Origin of the sequence: Pseudomonas sp. UBA2684 (genome assembly GCA_002354655.1) — a bacterium.
Classification (GTDB): domain Bacteria; phylum Pseudomonadota; class Gammaproteobacteria; order Pseudomonadales; family Pseudomonadaceae; genus Aquipseudomonas.
Genome location: DELY01000006.1, coordinates 44,713 through 60,748, shown reverse-complemented (window position 1 = coordinate 60,748; position 16,036 = coordinate 44,713). Strand labels below are relative to the sequence as shown.

General features: G+C 62.3%; 16 protein-coding genes. 3 read left to right on the top strand and 13 right to left on the bottom strand.

Translation table 11 applies throughout. From position 1 onward, the window contains the following. Nucleotides 1–4 precede the first annotated feature (4 nt). Together dnaG and rpsU are read right to left on the bottom strand one after the other, a co-directional pair. Nucleotides 5–1,975 carry a DNA primase gene (gene dnaG / locus B3M58_RS03105; RefSeq protein ID WP_296217092.1) on the bottom strand — a complete coding sequence of 657 codons (1,971 nt, stop codon included), beginning with the start codon at nt 1,973–1,975 and terminating at the stop codon, nt 5–7. Between the two features lie 142 nt (nt 1,976–2,117). Then, on the bottom strand, nt 2,118–2,333 hold the full coding sequence (gene rpsU, locus B3M58_RS03100) for a 30S ribosomal protein S21 (protein WP_003296736.1): 216 nt from the start codon (nt 2,331–2,333) through the stop codon (nt 2,118–2,120). A 206-nt stretch (nt 2,334–2,539) separates the two neighbouring features. Here rpsU and tsaD point away from each other — a divergent pair, with 206 nt between their 5' ends. Continuing rightward, on the top strand, nt 2,540–3,565 hold the full coding sequence (tsaD, locus tag B3M58_RS03095; protein WP_296217091.1) for a tRNA (adenosine(37)-N6)-threonylcarbamoyltransferase complex transferase subunit TsaD: 1,026 nt from the start codon (nt 2,540–2,542) through the stop codon (nt 3,563–3,565). Nucleotides 3,566–3,605: 40 nt separating this feature from the next. Here tsaD and plsY read toward each other — a convergent pair whose 3' ends face one another. Further along, nucleotides 3,606–4,175, bottom strand: a complete 570-nt coding sequence (gene plsY, locus B3M58_RS03090) for a glycerol-3-phosphate 1-O-acyltransferase PlsY (RefSeq protein WP_296217090.1) — start codon at nt 4,173–4,175, stop codon at nt 3,606–3,608. A 75-nt stretch (nt 4,176–4,250) separates the two neighbouring features. On the opposite strand from plsY, the gene folB reads away from it, so the two are divergent. Together folB and folK are read left to right on the top strand one after the other, a co-directional pair. Next, entirely contained in the window at nt 4,251–4,607 is a 357-nt protein-coding gene (gene folB, locus B3M58_RS03085; RefSeq protein WP_296217089.1) for a dihydroneopterin aldolase, read from the top strand. Then, a complete protein-coding gene (folK, locus tag B3M58_RS03080; protein WP_296217088.1) occupies nt 4,598–5,137 on the top strand; it encodes a 2-amino-4-hydroxy-6-hydroxymethyldihydropteridine diphosphokinase in 540 nt (179 codons plus the stop codon). The genes folB and folK overlap by 10 nt, the downstream gene beginning before the upstream one ends. A gap of 38 nt (nt 5,138–5,175) precedes the next feature. On the opposite strand, the gene B3M58_RS03075 is transcribed toward folK, so the two are convergent. From B3M58_RS03075 to pdxA, 10 genes are all read right to left on the bottom strand, one after another. Beyond that, nucleotides 5,176–6,405, bottom strand: coding sequence for a multifunctional CCA addition/repair protein (locus B3M58_RS03075; protein WP_296217087.1), 1,230 nt, complete (start codon nt 6,403–6,405; stop codon nt 5,176–5,178). Nucleotides 6,406–6,472: 67 nt separating this feature from the next. Further along, on the bottom strand, nt 6,473–6,985 hold the full coding sequence (locus tag B3M58_RS03070; protein WP_296217156.1) for a hypothetical protein: 513 nt from the start codon (nt 6,983–6,985) through the stop codon (nt 6,473–6,475). A gap of 61 nt (nt 6,986–7,046) precedes the next feature. Further along, nucleotides 7,047–8,627 carry a SpoVR family protein gene (locus tag B3M58_RS03065; RefSeq protein WP_296217086.1) on the bottom strand — a complete coding sequence of 527 codons (1,581 nt, stop codon included), beginning with the start codon at nt 8,625–8,627 and terminating at the stop codon, nt 7,047–7,049. Beyond that, nucleotides 8,624–9,895, bottom strand: coding sequence for a YeaH/YhbH family protein (locus B3M58_RS03060; RefSeq protein ID WP_296217085.1), 1,272 nt, complete (start codon nt 9,893–9,895; stop codon nt 8,624–8,626). The genes B3M58_RS03065 and B3M58_RS03060 overlap by 4 nt, the downstream gene beginning before the upstream one ends. A gap of 58 nt (nt 9,896–9,953) precedes the next feature. Continuing rightward, nucleotides 9,954–11,876 carry a PrkA family serine protein kinase gene (locus B3M58_RS03055; RefSeq protein ID WP_296217084.1) on the bottom strand — a complete coding sequence of 641 codons (1,923 nt, stop codon included), beginning with the start codon at nt 11,874–11,876 and terminating at the stop codon, nt 9,954–9,956. Nucleotides 11,877–12,157: 281 nt separating this feature from the next. Continuing rightward, nucleotides 12,158–12,487: a thiosulfate sulfurtransferase GlpE gene (gene glpE / locus B3M58_RS03050; protein WP_296217083.1), complete on the bottom strand. Its 330-nt coding sequence runs from the start codon at nt 12,485–12,487 to the stop codon at nt 12,158–12,160. Next, on the bottom strand, nt 12,484–13,308 hold the full coding sequence (locus B3M58_RS03045; RefSeq protein WP_296217082.1) for a symmetrical bis(5'-nucleosyl)-tetraphosphatase: 825 nt from the start codon (nt 13,306–13,308) through the stop codon (nt 12,484–12,486). The genes glpE and B3M58_RS03045 overlap by 4 nt, the downstream gene beginning before the upstream one ends. After that, entirely contained in the window at nt 13,308–13,688 is a 381-nt protein-coding gene (gene apaG, locus B3M58_RS03040; RefSeq protein WP_296217081.1) for a Co2+/Mg2+ efflux protein ApaG, read from the bottom strand. Before apaG ends, B3M58_RS03045 begins: the two co-directional genes overlap by 1 nt. An 83-nt stretch (nt 13,689–13,771) precedes the next feature. Further along, nucleotides 13,772–14,587, bottom strand: a complete 816-nt coding sequence (gene rsmA, locus B3M58_RS03035) for a 16S rRNA (adenine(1518)-N(6)/adenine(1519)-N(6))-dimethyltransferase RsmA (RefSeq protein WP_296217080.1) — start codon at nt 14,585–14,587, stop codon at nt 13,772–13,774. Between the two features lie 176 nt (nt 14,588–14,763). Beyond that, the gene (gene pdxA, locus B3M58_RS03030) at nt 14,764–15,756 is read right to left on the bottom strand and encodes a 4-hydroxythreonine-4-phosphate dehydrogenase PdxA (RefSeq protein ID WP_296217079.1); all 993 of its coding nucleotides are present in this window, start codon (nt 15,754–15,756) and stop codon (nt 14,764–14,766) included. Nucleotides 15,757–16,036: the final 280 nt, after the last annotated feature.

Genomic DNA, 16,036 nt, shown 5'->3' with positions numbered 1-16,036 from the left:
ACCCTTACGCGCCAGTTGGGCTCGGGATTACCGGTGATGCATTACGACTCAGCAGGTTGCGCAGTTGATCTTTTTCCTCTGCGCTCAACTCACTTTGACGGGCTTTGCGCAGTAAATGTTCCAGGCTGCGCTCGCGTTGGCGGGCTACAAGAGTAGTTATAGTGTCGAAAAACTGTTGTTCAAGGTTGTCGGCCGAAATCAGCCATTCCTTTTCCGCCAAGGCCCGCAGTAGGCGGCCTTGCTCGGTACCGTGCCAGCGCGCGATCAGTTGCAGCGAGCGCAGGTTGGGGTTCTTTTGCAGGGCGCCGAGCAGGGCGACCAGCAGTTGGGCGTAGGTGTCGTCTTCGGCGGCGAAGTGGCTGACATCTTCGACGTTTTGCGCCAGTTGTGGGTGGTGCAGCAGGGTGCGTAATGCGCTCAGGTGCGGCGATTCGACGCTGACCGCGGTGCGTGGTGCGCGGGGCTTATCGTCGCGCCCGTGCTTGCTCCACTTGCCGCCGTCTTTTTTCCAGTTGCCTTTGCCTTGGTGGCTGCGCTCGAAGCTGGGCGTTGGGCTGGGGTTTTCGTATTCGTTATGGCTGGGCGCGGCATCGTAATAGGCGCTATCGGGAATCTCGGGATAGCCCGGATAGTCGCTAGGTGCTGCGTTGGTCGCGGCGCTGGACTTGGCGGCCGGCGCCATCTGGCTCAGGGCTTCGCCGCTGAGGCCGGTGATTTCGGTGAGGCGCTGGCGCATCAGGGTGCGCAGGTTGTTGCCGGGAATCTTGTCGATCAGCGGCGCGGCCAGGGTCACCAGGTGCGCCTTGCCTTCCAGCGAGCGTGGATCGGCCTCTTCGCTGAGTTGCTGGAAAAAGTAGTCGGCGAGCGGCTGGGCCTGCTGATTGATGCGTGCACGAAAGGCATCGGTGCCTTCGCTGCGCACCAGGGTGTCCGGGTCTTCGCCGTCGGGCAGGAACAAAAAGCGCGCGCGGCGGCCGTCTTGCAGGCTCGGCAGGGTAGCCTCTAGGGCGCGCCAGGCGGCATTGCGTCCGGCCTGGTCGCCGTCGAAGCAGAACAGCACGCTCGGCACCAGGCGGAACAGGCGTTTCAGGTGCTCTTCGCTGGTGGCGGTGCCGAGGGTGGCGACGGCGTTGCGCAGGCCTTGCTGGGCCAGGGCGATGACATCCATGTAGCCTTCGACCACCATGATCTCGTCGAGATCGCGGTTGCTCTTGCGGGCCTCGAACAGGCCGTAGAGCTCCTGGCCTTTGTGGAATACCGGGGTTTCCGGGGAGTTCAGGTACTTCGGCTTGTCGTCGCCGAGCACGCGGCCGCCGAAAGCGATGACCCGTCCGCGGCTGTCGCGAATCGGGAAAATCACCCGGTCGCGGAAGCGGTCGTAGCGCTTGCCGCTGTCGGCGTTCTCCACCAGCAGGCCGGCATCGATCATCGCTTTCTGTTGCAGGCTGTCGCTGGCCAGGTGCTTGAGCAGGTTGTCCCAGCCCGGCGGGGCGAAACCTAGACCGAAGTCGCGGGCAATCTCGCCGGACAGGCCGCGGCCCTTTAGGTAATCGACCGCGGCGCGGCGTTGCGGGTGGCCTTTCAGGGCTTGCCGGTAAAACTCGGCGGCGGCGGTCAGCAGCGGGTAAAGCGGTGAGTCGGTCGGCTGCCGCGGTTTGTTGCTACGCCCGCCTTCTTCGCGCGGGATGTCCATGCCGGCGCGCTTGGCCAGATCCTCGACGGCCTGGGGGAAGTCCAGTTGGTCGTGGTCCATGACAAAGCCCAGGGCGTTGCCGCCGGCGCCGCAGCCGAAGCAGTAATAGAACTGCTTGTCCGGGCTGACGCTGAACGATGGGGTCTTTTCTTTATGGAAGGGGCAGCAGGCGGTGTAGTTCTTGCCGGCTTTTTTCAGTTGAATGCGCGCGGCGACCACGTCGACGATGTCGGTGCGGTTGAGCAGATCATCGATAAAAGACTGTGGGATCAGGCCGGCCATAGACGCTCAGAATACTGTTGTGCGCGAGCGCGCAACAGGTGCGGGCAGAAACTAAAAGACTCCGATCACCACCCGAAGGTGGCGCGGAGTCTAAAAGCGAAGCCCGGCCGAAGCCGGGCATCAGGCGTTGCGCTTGTACGTATTAGTACAGACGAACGCTGCGGCGCTGTTCGCGCTGTACTTTCTTGGCGTGACGCTTAACAGCGGCTGCTGCTTTGCGCTTACGCTCGGAAGTCGGCTTTTCGTAGAATTCACGGCTGCGAACTTCAGCCAGAACACCGGCTTTTTCGCAGGAGCGCTTGAAACGACGCAGAGCTACGTCGAAGGGTTCGTTCTCTTTAACTTTGACGGCTGGCATCCAGGGCGTACCTTCTTTATTACCGGGGGGTAACGTACTCCTGGCAAATGGCACTGGAGGACGTAGGTTTTTAAGGGTTGCGGATGTTACCGCCTCATCGCCAGGAATGCAAAGCCTCTGATCGAAAAGCGCTGGCCGGCTCGCGCCAGCGGCCATTATCATGCGCCCCTTCGAAGTTGCACCCTTTCTACTACAAGGCACTGCCCATGCTGGTTCTGGGATTGGAAACCTCCTGCGACGAAACCGGTGTCGCGCTTTATCACAGTGAGCGCGGCCTGCTGGCCGACGCGCTGTTCAGCCAGATCGACCTGCACCGGGTTTACGGCGGCGTGGTGCCCGAGTTGGCCTCACGCGATCACGTCAAGCGCATGCTGCCGTTGATTCGCCAGGTATTGGACGAGGCTGGCTGCGTTGCCAATGACATTGATGCAATCGCCTACACCGCGGGTCCTGGCCTGGTTGGGGCGTTGTTGGTCGGGGCTTCCTGCGCGCAGGCCATGGCCTTTGCCTGGGGCATTCCGGCCCTCGGTGTGCACCATATGGAAGGCCACTTGCTGGCGCCGATGTTGGAGGAAAAACCGCCAGCCTTTCCGTTCGTCGCGTTATTGGTGTCGGGTGGGCATACCCAACTGGTGCGCGTCGATGGTATTGGTCAATACCAGCTGCTCGGCGAGTCGCTCGACGATGCCGCCGGCGAGGCGTTCGACAAGACCGCCAAGCTGATGGGTTTGCCGTATCCGGGTGGGCCGGAAATCTCCCGCCTGGCGCAGAGCGGTACGCCGGGGCGCTTCAAGTTCCCGCGGCCGATGACCGACAGGCCTGGGCTGGATTTCAGTTTTAGTGGCTTGAAGACCTTCACCCTGAACACCTGGCAGCAGTGCCACGCCGCTGGCGATGGTGGCGAGCAGACCCGTTGCGACATCGCCCTGGCCTTTCAGCAAGCCGTGGTCGATACCCTGACCATCAAGTGCCGGCGTGCATTGAAGCAAACCGGCTTGAATAATTTGGTGATCGCCGGTGGCGTCAGTGCCAACCAGGCGCTGCGTCAGTCGCTTGGGCAGATGCTCGGCGAGTTTAAGGGTGAGGTGTTCTACGCCCGCCCGGTGTTCTGCACTGACAACGGCGCGATGATCGCCTATGCCGGTTGCCAGCGCCTGTTGGCCGGGCAGCATGAGGATTTGAGCATCAAGGTGCAGGCGCGTTGGCCGATGGAGCAGCTGCAAGCGCTCTAAGGGTTTGCTGGGTTGGATGAATTCGGCTCAGCTTACCGATTCAGAAATGCCGCTCACGGCCGGCGAACAGATCGCGTAAATTGCCGCGGTGGCGCCAGACGATCAGGCCGGTGAGTACGCAAACCGGCAGCAGTGCCGCTGGTTGCTGCCAGGCCAGCAGTGGCAGGGTCAGTGGTGTAGCGATCAGCGCGGCCAGCGAGCTGGTACGGGTCAGGCTGAAGGCCAGTAGCCAGGCGGCTACGGCCAGCAAGGCGGCCGGCGGGTAAAGGCCGAGTAGCATGCCGGCGGCCGTGGCGACGCCTTTGCCGCCGCGAAAGTTAAAGTACAGCGGGTACAGGTGGCCGATAACCGCCGCGAGGCCGATCCAGGCTTGTTGTTGCAGGCTGAAGTCGAACAGGCTGGCGATCAGCACGGGCAGTAAGCCTTTCAACAGGTCGCCGATCAGCGTGAGAATAGCCAGGCGTTTGCCCGCGACGCGCAGCATGTTGGTGGCGCCGGGGTTGCCCGAGCCACTGGCGCGTGGGTCCGGCCCGCCGGCCATACGGCTGAGCAGGATGGCGAAGGACAACGAGCCGAGCAGGTAGGCGAGGATCGCCAACAGCCAAAACATGGTATCCATTCCGGGGCGAGGGACGTCCCGATTCTAACTAGGTGCGGCGCCATTGTCGTGCCGCGGAGAGCGTGCTTGGACACAGTCTTTATCGAAGGTTTGGAAGTCGATACGGTAATCGGCGCCTATGACTGGGAGCGCACCATTCGCCAGTGCTTGCGTGTGGATTTGTGGCTGGGCTGGGACAACCGCCCAGCGGCGGCGGGCGATGACCTGAGCAAGGCACTCGATTATGCCGCGGTGTCGACGCGCATCCAGGTGTTTGCCAGCGAGGCGCAGTTCATCCTGGTGGAAACCTTTGCCGAGCGTCTGGTCGAGTTGCTGATGAGTGAATTCCAGATTCCCTGGGTGCGACTCAAGTTGACCAAACCCGGCGCTGTGCCGGCAGCCAGTGGCGGTGTCGGTGTGGAGATTGAGCGCGGATGTCGTTAACTCCGGTTTTACTGGGCCTCGGTAGCAATATCGAGCGCGAACGCCATTTGCACGCCGGTCTTGATGCGTTGGCCGGCTTTCTCCATGACCTGCGTTGCTCGCCGGTGTTCGAGAGCCAGCCAGTGGGGATCAAGAGCGGGCCGTTTTTCAACCTGGTGGTAATCGGCGTGACGGATTTGCCGTTGCGCGAGCTGGATCGCCGGTTGAAGTTTATCGAAGCCGACAACGGCCGCTATGCGCCCGAGCGCAAAGGCTTGCCGTTGGATATCGATGTGCTGCTGTACGGCGAGCAGGTCGGTAATTTCGACGGCTTGATCCTGCCGCGCGCGGAAATCTTGAAGAACGCCTTCGTGCTCTGGCCGCTGGCGCTGCTGGTGCCGGAAATGCGGCATCCGGAAGCGGGCAAGTCCTTTGCAACGCTGTGGCGCGAGGCGCAGATCGATCAGCAATTGCAGCCTGTGGCATTCCAGTGGCGCGGGGCGGAGCTGACTCCGGCCGGGCTAATCCAGGCCTTCCCGGCGCAGGCGTAGACGTAGGGCGTTGCCCCTGCAGGTGGCCACCCTACGCCCTACATCCCCATCGTCTTCTTGTAGGCCTTAAGCGCGTTCAGGCGCTCGCGCTTCAGTGCCTCGCCCAGCTCCGGGCCTTTGAAACCCTGCTCCAGCAAGGGCTGCACCGGGACCTCGCGTGCGGCGTGCATGGCGCCACGCAGGTAATTGGCTTGCGGGTAGTCGCGTTGCTCCAGCCCTGCGCGGCCGCGGGCGTCCATTTCGCAGGCTTTGAGGAATTCCTCAAAGCGCTGCGGACGTCGATACACATCGAAGCGGTGTAGCAGCTCCAGCAGGGTCGAGGCTTTTAGCTCAAGGGCGCGGTGTCCGTGGGTGTGATACTCACCGACCAGCAGGGCCATTTCCTGACAGTCTTTCGGCGCCTTGCAGCGCTGATTGATTGCCTCGATCAACTTCAGGCCGCGTTGCTCGTGGGCGATGTGCCGTGGCCAATCGGCCTCCGGCGTCAGGCCTTTGCCAACATCGTGCAGCAGGCAGGCCCAGCGCACGCTGAGCGGCTGTTGGTGTTCGGCGCATTGACGCAAGACGCTGAGCACATGCACGCCGGTGTCGATTTCCGGGTGATGCGCGGGCGGCTGCGGGACGCCGAACAATGTATCGACTTCCGGCAACAGCGCCTTGAGCGCGCCACAGTCACGCAGCACCTGGATGAATACATCCGGGCGCGGTTCCAGCAGTGCGCGGGAGATTTCTCTCCAACTGCGCTCGGGCGTCAGTGCTGCCAGCTCGCCGGAGTCCGCGAGTTGACGCATCAGGTTCAGGGTATCGGCCGCCACGCGAAACCCCAGTGGCGCATAACGAGCGGCAAAGCGGGCGACGCGCAGCACGCGCAGCGGGTCTTCGGCAAACGCCGGGGAGACATGGCGCAGCAGTTTGCCGGCGAGGTCGCGTTGGCCGCCATAGGGGTCGATCAGTTGGCCGTGAGCGTCCTCGGCCATGGCATTGACGCTCAGGTCGCGGCGGATCAGGTCATCTTCCAGGGTTACGTCCGGGCTGGCGTAGAAGGTGAAGCCGCCGTAGCCGCGCCCGCTTTTGCGCTCGGTGCGTGCGAGGGCGTATTCCTCGCCGGTATGCGGGTGCAGAAACACCGGAAAATCGGCGCCGACCGGGCGGTAGCCCAGCGCCAGCATCTGTTCGGCGCTGGCACCGACCACCACCCAGTCGGTCTCGCTGACCGGGCGGCCGAGCAGGCGGTCTCGCACCGCGCCGCCGACTTTATAAATCTGCATGGTTGTTCCTCCGCTAAGCGCAAAGGATAACGGTTGCGGGTGGCGGGCAGCCAGAAAAGCTGGCCTGTTAATGGCTCGCGGCGGGAATCTGCTGGGTCAGGGCATGGGTCGCGCGTTCGAGCAACTCGGCACTGTCCCGCGCGGGGCTGAGTCCGGTGCTGATCAGGCCTTCCCAGAGCAGTCGGTCGTCGAGGTCGGTGAGACGTAGGCGCAAGGTGCCGGTGGCGTCGCGCAGGCGGTGGATCGCCTGGTAGGGGCCGAGCGGGTTGGGGGACGGCACGTCGACCTTGAACTCCAGCGGGCGGTCTTGCACGGCCAGCCAGTAATACACGCGTAACTCCGGTTGTGGGCTTTCGCGGTAGCCGCGTTGCGCCAGGCCCTGGCGCAACAGCTGATCGAGTTGGGAGTAGCGTTCATGAAAGGGTATGTCGCCGGCGATGACCTGCTCCGGGGCCATCAGCACGAAATCACGGCGTCCGGCCAGCTCGGCGCTGGCCGGGCTGAGTACATGCGCCAGCGGGATCTGGCTGCTGCAAGTGGCCAGGCCGAGGTACAACAGCAGAACAAGGAATAGGCGCATCGCCACCGTCTCGGGGAATCTGCTGTAGATGCTGGGCAGTGCCGGCATTGCGGTCAACCGATCAAATGGGCGGAATGATCAGGTCGAGCCGCGGGTAGTCGCCGTCATGTTCGTTGTCGCCCTTGGGCGGCACATGCTGGGTGCCGACCAGTTGGTCGCCCTGCAGGGTTTCCAGGTGAATGTCGAAACCCCAGAGGCGGTGCAGGTGTTTCAACACTTCCTCGGTGGAGTTGCCCAGCGGTTTGCGGTCGTGCTGCTGGTGGCGCAGGGTCAGTGAGCGGTCGCCACGGCGGTCGATGCTCCAGATCTGCACATTGGGTTCGCGGTTGCCCAGGTTGTATTGCGCCGCCAGCGTTTCGCGGATGGTGCGGTAGCCGGGCTCGTCATGGATGGCCGGGACGCTCAGCTCATCTTTCTGGTCGTCGTCGAGGATGCTGAATAGCTTGAGGTCGCGGATCACCTTGGGCGACAGGTATTGCAGGATGAAACTCTCGTCCTTGAAGCTTTTCATGGCGAATTTCAGGGTGCTCAGCCAGTCGCTGCCGGCGATCTCGGGAAACCAGCGGCGGTCTTCCTCGGTGGGCGCCTCGCAGATTCGCCGGATGTCGCGGTACATGGCAAAGCCCAGGGTGTAGGGGTTGATACCGCTGTAGTAGGGGCTGTCGAACGACGGTTGGTAAACCACGCTGGTGTGCGACTGGAGGAACTCCATCATGAAGCCATCGGTGACCAGGCCTTCGTCGTACAGGTCGTTCATCAGCGTGTAGTGCCAGAAGGTCGCCCAGCCTTCGTTCATCACCTGGGTCTGGCGCTGCGGATAGAAGTATTGGGCGATCTTGCGCACGATGCGAATGATCTCGCGTTGCCAGGGCTCCAGCAGCGGCGCGTGTTTTTCCAGAAAATACAGGATGTTTTCCTGCGGTTCGGCGGGGAAGCGCTTGCTGTCCTTGTCGCCCCCTTTGCTGGCGCCTTTGGGAATGGTGCGCCAGAGGTCGTTGATCTGCTTCTGCAGGTGTTCCTCGCGCTCCTTCATGCGCCGCCGCTCTTCCTCGGCGGAAATCGGGTAGGGGCGTTTGTAGCGGTCGACGCCGTAGTTCATCAGCGCATGGCAGGAGTCGAGCAGGTCTTCCACCGCGTCGATGCCGTGGCGCTCTTCGCACTGCATGATGTACTGCTTGGCGAACACCAGGTAGTCGATGATCGAGCTGGCGTCGGTCCAGGTGCGGAACAGGTAGTTGCCCTTGAAGAAGCTGTTGTGGCCGTAGCAGGCGTGGGCGATCACCAAGGCCTGCATGGTGATGGTGTTTTCCTCCATCAGGTAGGCGATGCACGGGTCGGAGTTGATCACGATCTCGTAGGCCAGGCCCATCTGCCCGCGGGAGTAGGATTTCTCGGTACTGAGAAAGTGCTTGCCGTAGGACCAGTGGTGGTAGCCCAGCGGCATGCCGACGGACGCATAGGCGTCCATCATCTGCTCGGCGGTGATCACCTCGATCTGATTCGGGTAGGTGTCCAGCGCATAGCGCTCGGCCAGGCGGCTGATTTCTTTGTCGTAGGCGCGAATCAGTTCGAAGGTCCATTCCGAACCAGTGGAAATCGGTTGGCGTTTCTTCTCGCGTGCAGCGCTGTCATAAGCCGTCATGTTACGAGCCTCCGCTGGAACAGTTCGCGGAACACCGGGTAGATATCGCCGGCCGACACCAGTTGCTGCTGGGCGAAGGTGTCGGCGAATGCCTCGCAGACTTGCTCGTATTCGAACCACAGCGCCTGGTGCTCGCGCGGGGTGATCTCGACGTAGGTGAAGTACTGCACGAACGGCATGATCTGCTTGATCAATATATCCCTACAGATCGGCGAGTCATCATTCCAGTTGTCGCCATCCGACGCCTGGGCGGCATAGATATTCCACTCGTTGATCGGGTAGCGCTCGGCCATGATTTCCTGCATCAGCTTGAGTGCGCTGGAAACGATGGTGCCGCCGGTCTCGCGCGAATAGAAAAACTCTTCTTCGTCTACTTCGCGGGCGCTGGTGTGGTGGCGGATAAACACCACGTCGATCTTGTCGTAGTTCCGCTTGAGGAACAGGTAGAGCAGGATGAAGAAGCGCTTGGCGATGTCCTTGGTCGCCTGGGTCATCGAGCCGGAAACGTCCATCAGGCAGAACATCACGGCTTTCGAGCTGGGGTTGGGTTGCTTGGTCAGCAGGTTGTATTTGAGGTCGAAGGTGTCGAGGAACGGCACCCGGTTGATCCGCGCATGCAGTTTGCTGATTTCCGCTTCCAGGGCCTGAATATCGCCGAAGTTGTCTGGTTCTTCGCGCTTCAGGCGTTCCAGCTCGGCTTGCGCGGCTTTCAGCTTGGTGCGGCTGCTGCCGGACAGCGCGATGCGCCGTGCGTGGGCCGAGCGCAGGGTGCGGACGATGTTGATCCGCGACGGGTTGCCTTCGCTGCTGATGCCGGCGCGTACGGTTTTGAAGGTATCGCTGCCGGTCAGGTGGCGTTTCACCAGGTTGGGTAATTCAAGGTCCTCGAACATGAAGTCGAGGAATTCTTCCTGGGTTATCTGGAAGACGAATTCATCCATGCCTTCGCCGGAATTGCTGGCCTTGCCGGCGCCTTTGCCGCCCGCGCCGCCTTGCGGGCGGGCAATGCGGTCGCCGGTGGTGAATTCTTTGTTGCCCGGGTGCACCACGGTTTGCTTGCCGCCGCGGCCATGGTGCAGCACCGGTTCGTCGATGTCGCGGCCGGGGATGCTGATCTGTTCGCCATGCTCCATGTCGGTGATGGAGCGGCGGCTAACGGCTTCCTCCACCGCTTTCTTGATGTGGTCACGGTAACGCCGCAAGAAGCGCTGGCGGTTTACCGTGCTCTTGTTTTTGCCGTTCAGGCGCCGGTCGATCACATGGCTCATGACTGCTCCTCAGAACGCGGGTGCGACCGGCGCGACCTGCTGGCGCGCCGGTGGCGTGTTACTGCGATTTGCGAACCCGCAGATACCACTCGGAGAGCAGGCGCACCTGCTTGTCGGTGTAGCCGCGCTCGACCATGCGAGTGACGAAGTCGTTGTGCTTCTGTTGGTCCTCCTTGCTCGCTTTGGCGTTGAAGCTGATGACCGGCAGCAGGTCTTCGGTGTTGGAGAACATCTTCTTCTCGATCACCACGCGCAGCTTCTCGTAACTGAGCCAGGTCGGGTTCTTGCCGTTGTTGTTGGCGCGGGCGCGCAGCACGAAGTTGACGATCTCGTTGCGGAAATCCTTCGGGTTGCTGATGCCGGCCGGTTTCTCGATCTTCTCCAGCTCCTCGTTGAGGGCCACGCGGTTGAGAATCTCGCCGGTTTCCGGGTCGCGGTATTCCTGGTCCTGAATCCAGAAGTCGGCGTACAGCACGTAGCGGTCGAAGATGTTCTGCCCGTATTCGCTGTAGGACTCCAGGTAGGCGGTCTGGATCTCCTTGCCGATGAATTCGATATAGCGCGGCGCCAGGTACTCCTTGATAAAGCGCAGGTAGCGCTCGCGCACTTCGGCGGGGAACTGTTCCTGCTCGATCTGCTGTTCCAGTACGTAGAGCAGGTGCACCGGGTTGGCGGCGATCTCGTGGGGGTCGAAGTTGAACACCTTGGAGAGGATCTTGAAGGCGAAACGGGTCGACAGGCCGTTCATGCCTTCATCGACGCCTGCGGTGTCGCGGTATTCCTGGATCGATTTGGCCTTGGGGTCGGTGTCCTTGAGGTTTTCGCCGTCGTAGACGCGCATCTTCGAGTAGACGTTGGAGTTTTCCGGTTCCTTCAGGCGCGACAGCACGGAGAACTGCGCGAGCATTTTCAGGGTGTCCGGGGCGCAATGGGCGTTAGCCAGAGAGCTGTTGAACAGCAGCTTGTCGTAGATTTTCACCTCGTCGGTGACGCGCAGGCAATACGGCACCTTGACGATGTAGATACGGTCGATAAAGGCTTCGTTGTTCTTGTTGTTGCGAAAGCTATGCCACTCGGATTCGTTGGAGTGGGCCAGCAGGATGCCGCTGTAGGGGATCGCGCCGAGGCCTTCGGTGCTGTTGTAGTTGCCTTCCTGGGTGGCGGTGAGCAGCGGGTGCAGCACCTTGATCGGCGCCTTGAACATCTCGACGAATTCCATCAGGCCCTGGTTGGCGCGGCACAGGGCGCCGGAATAACTGTAGGCGTCGGCATCGTTCTGCGGGAATTCCTCGAGCTTGCGGATATCCACCTTGCCGACCAGCGCGGAGATGTCCTGGTTGTTCTCATCGCCTGGCTCGGTCTTGGCCACGGCGATCTGGTTGAGAATCGACGGGTACAGTTTGACCACGCGGAACTGGCTGATGTCGCCGCCGAACTCGGCCAGGCGTTTGGTCGCCCAGGGCGACATGATGCTGTTGAGGTAGCGCCGCGGAATTCCGTAGTCCTCCTCGAGGATGGCGCCATCCTCGGCGTCGCTGAACAGCCCGAGCGGGGACTCGAACACCGGCGAGCCCTTGATGGCATAGAACGGCACTTTTTCCATCAGGTGCTTGAGCTTTTCTGCCAGCGAGGATTTACCGCCGCCGACGGGGCCGAGCAGGTAGAGGATCTGTTTCTTCTCTTCCAGGCCCTGAGCGGCGTGGCGGAAGTAGGAAACGATCTGGTCGATGCATTCTTCCATGCCGTGGAAGTCGGCGAAGGCCGGGTAGCGGCGGATCACTTTGTTGGAGAAGATCCGCGACAGGCGGGAGTTGCTCGAGGTGTCGAGCAGTTCCGGTTCACCGATCGCCATCAACAACCGTTCGGCCGCGGTGGCGTAAGCGCTGCGGTCCTGTTTGCACAGTTCGAGGTACTCCTGGAGGGAGCATTCCTCCTGGCGAGTCGCTTCGAAACGTTGTTGGAAGTGGCTGAAAATGCTCATGACTTCACCTCGCTCGATGCTTGGAGCCGGCGCGGGATCGGTCGTGCGGGTGCTGGTAGTCGGTTGACGGGTCAACCGAGAAGAGTCCCCCAGTACACCTAAAAGTCTTACCGATGGCCCGGATGCCGGTTGGCCGGCTCTACCTTGTTTTGGATGGCCTGAGCTAAAGGATAGTTCGTAATCGGCGAGGTCAAGGGGCGACGAACGATAACTGGATATTACCGTTCATCAGGGCAGGGCGGCAGCCCAGCGCTGGCGCGGCCTTGCCTGGGGATAAATTTTTATTCGGGCGGGGTTTGCGCGGTTTCTTCCGGGTAGGTTGCGCGCCATTGCTCGAAGCCGCCATCCAGGCTGTAGACCTCGGAGAAGCCCTGGCCAATCAGGTAGGCCGCCGCGCTCTGGCTGGAGTTGCCGTGGTAGCAGGCGACGATCAGCGGCTGGTCGAGGTCGGCCTTGGCGATAAAGTCGGCCAGCGAGTGGTTGTCCAGATGCTGCGAGCCGCTAATGTGGCCGAGCGCGAAGCTTTGCGGGTCGCGGATGTCGACCACCACGGCACCTTGTTGGCGCAGTGCCTGGGCCTGCTCTGGGGGGATACGCTTGAAATCGCTCATGCGGGTTCCTCGTTACAGTCACAGCGGTGACGTTCGCCGCTGTCGATATTCAATAGGGTCAGCGCGCCGCCCCACACGCAACCGGTGTCCAGGGCGAACAGGCCGGGCTCGTTGCATTGGCCGTCGAGCGCCGCCCAGTGGCCGAAGATGATTTTCTGGCCCGAGGTCTTGCGTTGCTTGTGGCTGAACCAGGGCGCGTAGCCGGGGGGCGCGGTGCCAATACCCTCTTTGCTTTTCAGGTCGAGCGTGCCATCGGCTTTGCAGAAGCGCATGCGGGTGAAGTAGTTGGTGATCACGCGCAGGCGGGTGACGCCTTGCAGGTCTTTGTCCCACTTGGCCGGTTCGTTGCCATACATGCCGTCGAGGAACAGCGGCAAGCGGGCATCGTCGAGCAGCACCTCTTCGACCTCGGCTGCACGGCGCAGGGCTTTTTGCAGCGACCACTGCGGCGCGATGCCGGCATGCACCAGGGCGATGTCGCGCGCGGCGTCGTAATGCAGCAGTTTCTGCCGCCGCAGCCAGTCGAGCAAGTCGCCGCGGTCCGGGGCGTCGAGAATTTCTTGCAGGGTATCGGCTTTTTTCAGGCGTTCGATGTTGTGAGCAACCGCCAGCAGGTGCAAATCATGGTTGCCCAGCACGCAGGTCACGGCGTCGCGCATGCCGTAGAGAAAGCGCAGGGTCGCCAGCGACTCGGGGCCGCGATTGACCAAGTCGCCGACCAACCACAGGCGATCCTTGGCCGGATCGAAAGCCACGCGTTGCAGCAGGCATTGCAGCGGTTTCAGGCAGCCTTGCAGGTCGCCGACAGCATAGGTTGCCATCAGTGCAGCGAGCCCGGCACCGCCAGGCGGAAAGGCACGATCTCGGCGTCGAAGCGTTTGCCGTCTTCGGCGAGCATCTGGTAGCTGCCCTGCATGGTGCCCACGCGCGTGGCCATCACCGTGCCGCTGCTGTAGGTGTGGCTGTGGCCTGGCGTGATCAATGGCTGTTGGCCGACCACGCCGGCACCGCGCACTTCCTGTACGCGGCCGTCGCCATCGGTGATCAGCCAGTGGCGCGAGAGCAATTTGGCCGGCACTTGACCGTTATTGACGATGGTCACGGTGTAGGCGAAGGCGAAGCGGTTCTGCTCCGGCTGCGACTGCTCCGGCAAGTAGCGGGTGGCGACGTTGACGTCGACTTGATAACGGGGATCGGACATGCACAAAACCTGCTCAATATCTGCTGCGCCTGGTGATACTGCGCTCGCGACGATTGAAGAACTCGGTAAGCTGAAAAGCCAGTTTAGCTGGGGCTTTCGGCGCGGGGTTGCTCAGCCAGTTTATCGGCCAGACGGACGAAGGCCGCTAGGTCCAACTGTTCCGGGCGCAGGCTGCCATCGACGCCGGCGGCCTCGATATCGGTTGCCGGCAGCAAGGCCTTGAGCGTATTACGCAGGGTCTTGCGCCGTTGGTTGAAGGCTTCGCGCACCACGTTTTCCAGCAAGCGGTGGTCTTTGGCCGGATGCGGCAGTACCTCGTGCGGTACCAGGCGCACGATGGCCGAGTCGACCTTGGGCGGCGGATTGAAGGCGCCTGGACCGACATTGAACAGGTGTTCCACCCGGCAGTGGTACTGCACCATGATCGACAGGCGGCCCCAGTCGCCCCCGCCTGGGCCGGCCGCGAGGCGTTCGACCACTTCCTTCTGCAACATGAAGTGCATATCGCGGATCAGGTGGGCGTTATTCAGCAGGTGAAAGATCAGCGGCGTGGAAATGTTGTACGGCAGGTTGCCGACTACCCGCAGGCTGTGTGGCGCCGGATTGAGGCTGCTGAAGTCGAACTTCAGGGCGTCGCCCTGGTGCAGTTGGAAGCGCGGCTCGGCGGCAAATTTGCCATTGAGCAGCGGAATCAGGTCGCGATCCAGTTCAATCACGTCAAGTTGCGCGCCGCTGTCGAGCAGTCCTTCGGTGAGGGCGCCCTGGCCCGGGCCGATCTCCAGCATGCGCTCGCCTTCGCGTGCATGAATGGCGCGCAGGATGCGGTGAATGACGCCGGCATCGTGCAGGAAGTTCTGGCCGAAGCGCTTGCGCGCGCGGTGTTGGTAGTGTTCGGACATGCAGGCGGCTCCAAGCTTCAAGCCGCAAGCTTAAAGCGAATGCAAAGAGCGGCAGTTTAACAGCATTGGCGGCGCAAACCGTAGGCTGGGCAACGCGCAGCGAAACCCGGCCTGCTTTCGCCGATACGTTGGATCGCGGCGCTGCGCGCTTCTAGCTAAGCGTATCGACCACGAACTTACGCCTGGCTAGCCGCCATTGCATAGGCGGTTTCCAGGGCGACCTGTAGGCTGCCACTGTCGATCTTGCCGCTGCCGGCCAGATCCAGGGCGGTGCCGTGATCGACCGAGGTACGGATGATCGGCAGGCCCAGGGTGACATTGACTGCGGCGCCAAAGCCTTTGAACTTGAGCACCGGCAGTCCCTGGTCGTGGTACATGGCCAACACCGCGTCGCAGTGGTCGAGGTGTTTGGGGGTGAACAGCGTGTCGGCTGGCAGGGGGCCGATCAGGTTCAGGCCCTCGCTGCGCAGGCGTTCGAGGGTCGGCTCGATGATGTCGATTTCCTCGTGGCCAAGGTGGCCGCCTTCGCCGGCGTGCGGATTGAGGCCGCACACCAGGATGCGCGGCCGGGCAATGCCGAATTTAGTGCGCAGGTCGTGCTCAAGGATGCGGGTGACCCGCGTCAGGCGTTCGCCGGTGATCGCGCTGGCGACGTCCTTGAGCGGCAGGTGCGTGGTGACCAGGGCGACGCGTAGACCGCGGGTGGCAAGCATCATCACCACCTGTTCGGTATGCGTCAGCTCGGCAAGAAACTCGGTGTGACCGGAGAAGGCGATGCCGGCCTCGTTGATCACGCCCTTGTGCACCGGCGCGGTAATCATCCCGGCGAAATGCCCAGCGACGCAGCCTTGCCCGGCACGTTTCAGGGTCTCCAGAACGTAAGCGGCATTGGCCGGGTTGAGCTGGCCGGGGATCACCGGTGCGGCAAGAGGCGTGTCCCAGACATACAGGCTGCCGGCTTTGGCGGCCTGGGTCGGCCAGGCTGAGGGGCTGACGGCCAGCAGTTCGATGGTCACGCCCAGTTGCAGGGCTCGCTCGGCGAGCAGCTCCCGGTTGGCAATGGCAATCAGGATGTGCGGCTGAGCCTGCTGCGCGAGCAGCAGGCTGAGATCCGGGCCGATGCCGGCCGGCTCGCCGGGGGTCAGTGCAAAGCGCTGCGGTGCAATCATGGTGGTGCCCTTGGAATGCCGATGCGGGAGCGATAGGGCATTTTACCCAGTGCGCGTGTCGAAACGAAAAGGCCGCGTGCCAATGACGTGCCGCATGAGCAGTCAGGCTGTTGTGGCAGCGGCCAAGGCCCCTGCTACCCAGCCAGCGCACGGCGCCTGTGTGCGAGTTCAATCTGCCAAACGTGCCACTCTTTCGCGGTTAAAGCCGCTCCCGCGTAACGGCGACAGGACCAACGAAAAAGCCCGGCGCTGCGAGGTGCAGAACGCCGGGCTTGCTTGT